Annotated in this window: 9 protein-coding genes; 6 read left to right on the top strand and 3 right to left on the bottom strand. The window is 63.5% G+C overall.

Annotated features, from left to right (window positions below):
• Together Q8R73_RS24710 and Q8R73_RS24705 are read left to right on the top strand one after the other, a co-directional pair.
• On the top strand, positions 1-588 hold a 588-nt coding region (locus tag Q8R73_RS24710; protein WP_305722164.1), incomplete at its 5' end, for a CaiB/BaiF CoA-transferase family protein.
• 91 nt (positions 589-679) lie between these two features.
• The gene (locus tag Q8R73_RS24705; protein ID WP_305722163.1) at positions 680-1,045 is read left to right on the top strand and encodes a cytochrome c; all 366 of its coding nucleotides are present in this window, start codon (positions 680-682) and stop codon (positions 1,043-1,045) included.
• A gap of 19 nt (positions 1,046-1,064) precedes the next feature.
• Here the strand turns inward: Q8R73_RS24705 and Q8R73_RS24700 are convergent, their stop codons facing one another.
• Positions 1,065-2,228 (bottom strand): mandelate racemase/muconate lactonizing enzyme family protein, encoded by a 1,164-nt coding sequence (locus tag Q8R73_RS24700; protein WP_305722162.1) that lies wholly within the window; start codon positions 2,226-2,228, stop codon positions 1,065-1,067.
• Between the two features lie 128 nt (positions 2,229-2,356).
• Between Q8R73_RS24700 and Q8R73_RS24695 the strand changes: the two genes are divergently transcribed.
• A complete protein-coding gene (locus Q8R73_RS24695; protein ID WP_305722161.1) occupies positions 2,357-3,262 on the top strand; it encodes a LysR family transcriptional regulator in 906 nt (301 codons plus the stop codon).
• A gap of 15 nt (positions 3,263-3,277) precedes the next feature.
• Here Q8R73_RS24695 and Q8R73_RS24690 read toward each other — a convergent pair whose 3' ends face one another.
• Both Q8R73_RS24690 and Q8R73_RS24685 read right to left on the bottom strand, forming a co-directional pair.
• Positions 3,278-4,612 carry an HD-GYP domain-containing protein gene (locus tag Q8R73_RS24690; protein WP_305722160.1) on the bottom strand — a complete coding sequence of 445 codons (1,335 nt, stop codon included), beginning with the start codon at positions 4,610-4,612 and terminating at the stop codon, positions 3,278-3,280.
• 269 nt (positions 4,613-4,881) lie between these two features.
• Entirely contained in the window at positions 4,882-5,553 is a 672-nt protein-coding gene (locus tag Q8R73_RS24685; protein ID WP_305722159.1) for a TetR/AcrR family transcriptional regulator, read from the bottom strand.
• 321 nt (positions 5,554-5,874) lie between these two features.
• On the opposite strand from Q8R73_RS24685, the gene Q8R73_RS24680 reads away from it, so the two are divergent.
• From Q8R73_RS24680 to Q8R73_RS24670, 3 genes are all read left to right on the top strand, one after another.
• Entirely contained in the window at positions 5,875-7,110 is a 1,236-nt protein-coding gene (locus tag Q8R73_RS24680) for an acyl-CoA dehydrogenase family protein (RefSeq protein ID WP_305722158.1), read from the top strand.
• 143 nt (positions 7,111-7,253) lie between these two features.
• Positions 7,254-8,312 carry a phosphotransferase family protein gene (locus Q8R73_RS24675; protein WP_305722157.1) on the top strand — a complete coding sequence of 353 codons (1,059 nt, stop codon included), beginning with the start codon at positions 7,254-7,256 and terminating at the stop codon, positions 8,310-8,312.
• 131 nt (positions 8,313-8,443) lie between these two features.
• Positions 8,444-9,355: a DMT family transporter gene (locus Q8R73_RS24670; protein WP_305722156.1), complete on the top strand. Its 912-nt coding sequence runs from the start codon at positions 8,444-8,446 to the stop codon at positions 9,353-9,355.
• Positions 9,356-9,632: the final 277 nt, after the last annotated feature.

The following is a 9,632-nucleotide window of genomic DNA, read 5'->3' as shown; positions in this document are numbered from 1 at the left end:
TTCGACACCGTGATCGCCTCGCTGTCGCATTACGCGCAGATCTTCCTCGTCAACGGCCAGACCCCGCCGCGGCGCGGCACCTGGGGCAATGGCGGCATGCCCGCCGGCGTGTTCCGCTGCACCGACGGCGAATTGATGCTGGTGGTCGGCAATGACGGCCAGTTCGCGCGCACCTGCGCCGTGCTCGGCCAGCCGGAGCTCGCGACCGATCCGAGATTCGTGAAAAACAACGACCGCGTCGTGCACGGCAAGGAGATCATGGCGATCTTTGCCGGCCTGTTCCTGAAGCAGCCGGTGGCTTATTGGCTCGACGAACTGGCGAAAGCCGGCGTGCCCTGCGGGCCGATCAACGACTTTGCGCAGGTGTTCGCTGACCCGCATGTCCGCTCCCGCGGCATGCAGGTCAAGGTCGACCATCCGTTCGAGCCATCGCTGTCGCTGATCCGCAATGCCATCACCTTCTCCGGCACCCCGGTGAAGGAGTACCGCGCGCCCCCGCTGCTGGGCGCGGATACCAGCGACGTGCTGGCGACCATCGGGGTTGACGAGGCGAAACTGGGTGAGTTGAAGCAGCGGAAGATCGTCTAGTCCTCGAGAGTCCCCCGGCGCGGCGTGCGCGCTGCCACTGCTTGCCTTGATTTGCATCAAGGCGATGCGCTGGTCGCGGGCGCAGCCTGTGATGTCAGTGGGACCCAAACAGATGATACCGCGCTCCAGTCGGCTCCGATTTCTGATCGCCGGACTTCTGCTGTGTTCGGCCGGGGGCGCGGATGCCGCTGGCCCCGGCCAGCTGCGGAGCCAGGGCAAGGTCATCCTCGAGAAGAACTGCGGCCGCTGCCATGCCATCGAGGCTGTTGGTGCGAGCCCGCTCGCGAAGGCGCCGCCGATGCGCGACATCTATGCGCGGTTTGCTCCGCGGGAGCTGCAGGCCGAACTCAGGGAGGGCATGGTGTCGAAACACCGGGCGATGCCGCAGATCGACTTTTCCGACGAGGACGTCGATGCGATCCTCGCCTATCTCTATGCTCTCGCCATCAGGAAATGAGACGGTGATGTAGCCGGCCTCACTCAGCCAGGTCGCGCATCACCTTGATCAGGTCGGATTTGCCTTCGAAGCCAATGCCGGGCAGGTCCGGCATGACGATGTGGCCGTCCATGACGCGAACCGAGTCCGGAAAACCGCCATAGGGCTGAAACAGGTCGGGATAGCTCTCATTGCCGCCGAGGCCGAGGCCGGCCGCGATGTTCAGCGACATCTGGTGCCCGCCATGCGGGATGCAGCGCGACGGCGACCAGCCGTGCTGCGCCAGCACGTCGAGGGTGCGGAGATATTCGACCAGCCCGTAGGACAGCGCGCAATCGAACTGCAGCCAGTCGCGATCCGGCCGCATGCCGCCGTAGCGCAGCAGGTTGCGCGCATCCTGGTGCGAGAACAGGTTCTCGCCTGTTGCCATCGGGCCCGGATAGAATTCCGAAAGGGCGGCCTGCAGCGCGTAGTCGAGCGGATCGCCGACCTCCTCGTACCAGAACAGCGGATAGTCGCGCAGCATTTTGGCATAGGCGATGCCGGTCTCCAGATCGAAGCGCCCGTTGGCATCGACGGCCAGCCGCGCCTGCGAGCCGATCTCCTTCAGCACGGCCTCGATCCGCCCGCGATCCTCATCGAGCGAGGCGCCGCCGATCTTCATTTTCACGACGTTGTAACCGCGGTTGAGATAACCGCGCATCTCCGCCTGCAGCGCCGAATTATCCTTGCCCGGATAATAGTAACCGCCCGCGGCGTAGACGAAGACACGCGGATCGGCCTCGCGGCCGTTCTGTTCGGCGAGCAAACGGAACAGCGGTTTGCCCGCGATCTTGGCCACCGCGTCCCACACCGCCATGTCGAGGGTGCCGACCGCCACCGAGCGTTCGCCGTGTCCGCCCGGCTTTTCATTGGACATCATCGCCGCCCAGATCCGCTGCGGATCGAGATTGCTGCCGTCGTCATCGAGCAGGCTATCGGGCTCAGCCTCGACGATACGGTTGCGAAAACGTTCCCGGATCAGGCCGCCCTGGCCGTAACGGCCATTCGAATTGAAGCCGTAACCGACCACCCGGCGGCCGTCGCGCACGACGTCCGTCACCACGGCGACCAGACTCGCTGTCATTTTCGAAAAGTCGATGTAGGCGTTGCGGATCGGGGAGGCGATCGGTTTTGTAATTTCGACGACGTCGACGATGCGCATCGGGTTTCCTTTCAGTTGATCATCAGCCGGTTATGCTTGCTCCGGCCGCGCTGGAGAGGGTTTATGTCTGGAATCGCCCGACAGCCAATGCTATTCCCGGAATTGATTATGTGATTTCGGCATTACCAATGGAACTGATCTGGTTCGAGGATTATCTGGCGCTCGCGGAAACGTTGAATTTTTCCAGGGCGGCCGAAGCGCGGCACGTGACCCAGCCGGCGTTCAGCCGGCGGATCCGTGCGCTGGAGGCGTGGATCGGCGCGGACCTGTTCACCCGCTCGACGCACGGCGTGGCGCTGACGCCGGCGGGCGAGCATTTTCACACCCAGGCCGAGGTCCTGACACGCGCCCTGCACCAAATTCGCCGCGACACGTCGGAAGTTGCTGGCCGCGGTGTCAGGCCGTTATCGATCGCGGCAACGCACGCGCTTTCCTTTACGTTCTTCCCGAAATGGGTGCGCGGCAATGACAGGGTACTGGCGCTCGGCAATCTCAATCTGATCTCCGACAGCATGCATGCCTGCGAGCAGATGATGTTGCGGGGAGACGTTCAATTTCTGCTGTGTCACCATCACCGCGGCATGAGAAGCCGGTTCGAGACCGGTCAGTTCAGGAGCATCGTGGTCGGCACCGATACGCTGGTGCCGCTCAGCGCGCCCCGGGGAAATGGAGGCCCGCACTGGCCGCTTGCTGGTGGCGCGCCGGTAAAATACCTGGCCTATAGCGCGCAGTCGGGATTGGGCCGGATCGTCGCGGCGCAGGGCGAGGCGAGCACGCGCGGCCTCAAGCTCGAGGCGATCTTTACCTCGCACCTTGCCGCGACGCTGCTCTCGATGGCCCGCGCCGGCGATGGCGTGGCATGGCTGCCGAGGACACTGGCGGAAGAAGACATTGCGGCGGAACGGCTGGTCGACGCTGGTGGCCCCGAACTCGCAATACCGATCGAGATTCGGCTGTTTCGCCCGACCGCACGCCAGAGCAAGGCGGTCGAGGCGATCTGGGATGCGTTTGCGCGCACCGCAGTTCCATCCTGAGCGAAGCGCAAGCTCTCAGTCCGCGTAACGGCCCGCAATACCCCTGAACTCTTCGGTGATGGCCGCGAAGGCGTCGACGACGTCGGGGTCGAAGTGCTTGCCCCTGCCTTCCATGATGATCGCGATCGCCTCATCGTGCCCCATGGCGTCCTTGTAGACGCGGCGGGTGGTGAGGGCGTCGTAGACGTCGGCCACCGCCATCAGGCGTGCCGAGATCGGAATGCGGCTGCCCGCCAGTCCCGCGGGGTAGCCGCTGCCATCCCATTTCTCGTGATGACCCAGCGCAATCTCCTTGGCGCAGGCGAGGAACTCGACGGTCATGCCGAGTTGCCGTTCGGCATTCTCGATGGCGTTGTGGCCAAGCGTCGTGTGGGTCTTCATGATCTCGAATTCCTTCGGATCGAGTTTGCCCGGCTTCAGCAGGATGCTGTCTGGAATTCCGACCTTGCCGATATCGTGAAGGGGGGCGGACTTGAACAGGATATCGATCTGGCGTTCCACCAGATAGTCGGCAAACCCGGGGTGAGCCTGCAGTCGCCGGGCCAGTGCCCGCACATAGTCCTGGGTACGGCGAATGTGATTGCCGGTTTCGTGGTCGCGGGTCTCCACCAGCGACGCCAGGGTGACGATCGTCGCATCCTGCGCATCCTGTATGCTGCGGGTGCGTTTCTCGACTTCGATTTCGAGCAGTACGTTCTGGTCTTTCAGGAATTCCTGGGTCGCTTTCAGGGTGGTCTGCGTCGCGAAGTCCATGCGTACGGCGTATTCCCGCCACCAGCCGATACCCGCCGCCAGGATGAACAGCGTGATGACGTGAAAGGACCAGTAACAGAACATTCCGAAGTCGTTGCCGAGCGCGACCTGCATGGCCGCCTCGAACATCAGCAGAATGGCCACGCCCGACACGATCGCGTACCTGAACTGGACGCCGAGAATGACGAAGCAATAGAACTCGAGAAAGACGAAGTTGAGCATCCCGACCCAGGATGTGAGCCCCATGCCGTCCTGGCCGTCGATCTTCAGCAGCACCCAGAACGTGCAGCAGGCGACCGTCGCGATAAATCCGGACATCACGAGTTGCCAATGCCGTCTGGCGAAGTCCGTAAAGGAATAGGCAAAGCCGATTCCGAGAATCGGCAGGCAGAATTGAACGCGATAGAGATTTGCGGTCCCGTTGGGAAAGGCCAGATGGTCGACGAGAAAGTCGCCGAGGATCAGGACCATCCCGACGACGAGGCTGGCCTGGGCGTAGCGATAGTAGAAGCCGTGATAGTACCGGACGAAAGCCTCTTCATAGGCGGCGCCGGGAAAGGAAAGGATCGGTCGCAACGGCAATGCATCGGGTTGCACGACCTCATCTGCGTTTCCGGTTCTTTCCGGTCGCCACCGAACCGGGTGATCCAAAACTGTCATCAATGCGTCCTGGCGATAAAGAATCATGCCATGAAATGACGACAGGAGTCGGCGCGCGGGATCGGCTCCGCCACCGCAATCCCATGTCGTTGTGGCCTCCGACAGCTTAAACCACCGTGAAATACCGGCCCCGTGAAACTACGGTGAGGAGAACGACGGCGGTATCTGGTTGGCCGGGCACGGCTGCGCCGCGTGCGCTGCCCGTCTCAGTGCGCTTCCCGCGCAGCCAGTTTGCCGGAAGGCCTGCCTTGAACTTTTTCCCCCGTCAGCGCCGTCACCGACACCGCGACCACCCGGTCGATGATCCCCTCGACGTCGTCGAGGTCGCATTTCCCTTCCGACAGTTTGGTCAGCCGCTCGCGCTCGCGGATGGTGTGGTGCGCCATCGCCAGGGCGAAATGCAGGCCCCAATAGAGATCGGCCTCGGCGCGGCCGGGCAGGGAGCGCCGCATCGCCGCGGCGAACTTACGCAAGTGATCGACTTCGCGGTTCTTGATGCGGCGGATGGGCGGCACCGATTCGATCGAGGCGCGGATCATGAAGCGCGCCGCGGTGGAGCTCTCGCTCGATGGCCCGAGGCAGCCGCGCAGCGTCGGCCCCACCAGCGCGCGGAAAATCGCGTCGATGCCGGCGCGACCGCCGCCGGCTTGCTCGGCGGCTTTCAATTCGTTGAGCCGCTCGCGGTTGGTGGCGAGGCTGCGGGTGACGAACAGTTCGGCGATCAATTCGTCCTTTGAACCGAAATGATAGTTCACCGCCGCGAGATTGACGTTGGCCGTGGCGACGATGTCGCGCAGCGTGACGTCGCCGAAGCCGCGATCGGCGTAGAGCCGTTCGGCGGCGTTGAGGATCGCGCCCCTGGTCTGATCCGACGCCATGGTTTCGCCCTTTCGTCATTCCGGGGCGCGGCGCAGCCGCGAACGCGGAATCTCGCGCTACAATGGATTCCGGGTTGAGCCCCTTGGGCTGCCCCGGAATGACGGCAAGTCGGTGGTTGCATTTCAAACAGTTGTATGAAACTATCGTTTGAGACCGGGTGATGTCAAGAAATGTCGGTGCGTGACTGGCATCTGGCATCCCGGGGTGGCGGTGCTCGCGCAGCCGTCCGCAACGCGCCGCTGAAGTGGCCTTGCGGAGCGGCGGTGGCGGGCAGACAGTGTCGCCAAAGAGTTTTCGTCCAAAAATGCGAGGAAACGCCCATGGACTTCAATATGTCGGATCGCCAGAAGGATTGGCTCAATCGCGTGCAGTCGTTCATGACCAAGCATGTCCGGCCCGCGGTGCCGATCTACAAGCAGCAGGACGCCGAGGGGTCGCGCTGGAAGGTGATCCCGGTCCTCGAAGACCTCAAGAAGAAGGCGAAGGCCGAGGGTCTCTGGAACATGTTCATGCCGCCTTCCGAGCATGAGGACGACGAATTTCGCGGCGCGGGATTGAGCAACCTGGAATACGCGCCGCTCGCCGAGGAGATGGGCCATATCGGCTTCGCCTCCGAGGTCTTCAACTGCTCGGCGCCGGATACCGGCAACATGGAAGTGTTCATGCGCTATGCCAGCAAGGAGCAGAAGCGCAAATGGCTGAAGCCGCTGATGAACGGCGAGATCCGTTCCGCCTTCCTGATGACCGAGCCCGCGGTCGCCTCGTCGGACGCCACCAACATCGAAACCTCGATCACGCGCGACGGCGATCACTACGTCATCAACGGCCGCAAATGGTGGTCGTCGGGCGTCGGCGACCCGCGCTGCAAGATCGCGATCCTGATGGGCAAGACCGATCCCAACGCGGCGCGCCATCAGGCGCAGTCCCAGATCCTGGTGCCGCTCGATACCCCCGGCATCACCGTCGAGAAGATGCTTCCCGTATTCGGCTTCGACGATGCCCCGCACGGCCATGCCCAGGTGCTGCTCGAAAACGTCCGGGTGCCGAAGGAAAACATCCTGCTCGGCGAGGGCCGCGGCTTCGAGATCGCGCAGGGCCGGCTCGGTCCCGGCCGCATCCATCACTGCATGCGCACCATCGGCGTCGCCGAAGAGGCGCTGGAGAAGATGGTGCGGCGGCTGTCGTCGCGTACCGCGTTCGGTAAGAAGATCATCGAGCATTCGATCTGGGAACAGCGCATCGCCGAAGCCCGCACCGACATCGAGATGACCCGGCTGTTGTGCCTCAAGGCCGCCGACATGATGGACAAGGTCGGCAACAAGACGGCACAGCTCGAGATCGCCATGATCAAGGTGGCGGCGCCGAACATGGCGCTGAAGATCATCGACAACGCGATCCAGGCCTGGGGCGGCGGCGGCGTCTCCGACGATGCGGGCCTCGCCAAGGCCTATGCCGGCATCCGCACGCTGCGCCTTGCCGACGGTCCGGACGAGGTCCATAACCGCGCCATTGCCAGACTTGAACTTCGGAAGTATGCAAACTCCAATACGCATTGACGGGAGAGCCTGCGGAAACAGTGGCGCTCCTCAACCGTCATTCCGGGGCGATGCGCAGCATCGAACCCGGAATCTCGAGATTCCGGGTCTGGTCCTTCGGACCATCCCGGAATGACGAACAAGAAAAACAAGGGAGCGTCATAGTGGCCGAAGGCGTCAGGAACGACGAAGAGTTTTCGGGCACCAGGCCCGTCGAGGAACGGCACCGCATCGACGAGATCGCCCTCGACGGCTGGATGCGCGAACATGTCGAGGGATATCAGGGACCGCTGACCGTCCAGCAGTTCAAGGGCGGCCAGTCCAACCCGACCTACCGGCTCGATACGCCCGGGCGATCCTATGTGATGCGCCGGCGGCCGTTCGGCAAGCTGCTGCCGTCGGCGCACGCGGTCGACCGCGAGTTCCGCGTCATCGCAGCCCTCAGCAAGCAGGGTTTTGCGGTCGCAAAAGCCTATGCGCTGTGCACCGACGACAGCGTGATCGGCGCTTTCTTCTACATCATGTCGATGGAAGAGGGCCGCGTCTTCTGGGATCCGTCGCTGCCGAGCCAGACACCCGACGCGCGGCGCAAGATTTTCACCAGCAAGATCGAGACCCTCGCGAAGCTGCACACCTATGATCCCGAGGCCATCGGCCTCGGCGATTTCGGCAAGCCGGGAAATTACTTCGCACGGCAGGTCGATCGCTGGACCAAGCAATACCGCGCCTCGGAAACCCAGCACATTCCCGAATTCGAGAAGCTGGCCGAATGGTTGCCGAAGACGGTGCCGGAACAGAAGCGCGTGTCGATCGTGCACGGCGACTACCGCCTCGACAACATGATCTTCCATGCCACGGAACCGCGGGTGCAGGCGGTGCTGGACTGGGAACTGTCGACGCTTGGCGATCCGATGGCGGACTTCACCTACCTGCTGATGCAGTGGACCATGCCGGGCCTCGCCAATGCCGACCTCAAGGCGCTGAACATTCCGAGCATGGAAGAGGCGGCGCAGATCTACTGCAACGTCACCGGCAGCGCGGTGCCCGACCTCAACTGGTATTTCTCCTACAATCTGTTCCGGCTCGCCGGCATCACCCAGGGCATCGCCGGCCGCGTCCGCGACGGCACCGCGGCCAACGCCAAGGCGATGGAGTCGGCGAAACGCACCGTGCCGCTGTCTAAGGCCTCCTGGGAATACGCGCAAAAGGCCGGCGCGAAGTAAGAGACCAATCGTAGGGTGGGCAAAGGCGCGCTCTTCGCGCCGTGCCCACCATCCATCGCGAATCGTTGTCGTCATTGGTGGGCACGCTTCGCTTTGCCCACCCTACGAATTGCCATCCACCGGAATCCTCCTTGCCCCTTTCCCCCAACATGCGCGGAAGTCTGTTGATGGCCGCCGCCATGGCGGGCTTCACCATGAACGACGCCATCACCAAGGCGGTGTCGTCGGAGATGAACTTCGGCGAGATCATGCTGGTGCGCGGCGTGGTCGCAATCGCGCTGATCGCCGTGCTGGCATGGCATCAGGGCGCGATGCGACCGTTGCGCACGCTTGTCATGAAGCCGGTCGCCTTGCGGGTGGCCGGCGAGGTGCTGGGCACGGTGACGTTTCTGGCCGCGATCGTGCACCTGCCGCTGGCCAATACCGCGGCGATCTTTCAGGCGCTGCCACTGGCGGTCACGCTCGGCGCCGCGCTGATGTTCGGCGAGCCGGTCGGCTGGCGGCGCTGGCTCGCCATCGCCGCCGGCTTCATCGGCGTCCTCATCATCGTTCGGCCCGGCGTCGAGGGCTTCAATCAGTTTTCGCTGTTCGCGCTGATCTCGGTGTTCTTCTGCGCCGTGCGCGATCTCGCGACCCGGCGCATCCCCGCGCAGGTGCCCTCGCTGTTCATCACGCTGGTGACCACCGTGACGGTGACGCTCGCCGGTGCCGCCATCATCGTTCCGCTCGGCGGCTGGACGCCGCCATCGTCCCGCGCGCTCGGCCTGCTGACACTGGCCGCGGTGCTGCTGCTGATCGGCTATCAATGCGTCATCATGGCGCTGCGAACAGGCGACATCTCGGCGGTGGCGCCGTTCCGTTATTCGGCGCTGCTGTGGGCGATGCTGCTGGGCTATCTCGTGTTCGGCGATGTGCCCGACGCCATGATGGTGACGGGGGCGACCATCATCGTGCTGTCCGGCCTCTACGCCTTCTACCGCGAGCGCATCCGTCACCGCCCGGTGGCGGCAGACGCCTCCGGCCTGCCGCCCGACGGGCTGTGAGCGGCGAAGCCCGGCGTTGTGTGACGTCCTGTGACTACCTGACGGGCAAATCAGTTCGGTTTATCGGAAGTTCTGTCAAGCCCCTCGCGCAAAAATAATTCTGTTTACCAGAATTTTGGATCAGGCTATATGTCTGCCATCCCGTCCCACTCCGAGGGGCATTGCGCAAAGGTCACCAGTGCGGGACGGGGATGCGGTGGACGTGGATGGCGCTCCTGACCAGAGTGCCTGAAACGGATGCGAAATCGTGCGGTCCTGACACCTCGGTGCTGGTGTC

The organism is Bradyrhizobium sp. (genome assembly GCF_030697065.1).
Lineage (GTDB): Bacteria > Pseudomonadota > Alphaproteobacteria > Rhizobiales > Xanthobacteraceae > Bradyrhizobium.
This window is presented reverse-complemented; position numbering and strand designations above follow the sequence as displayed.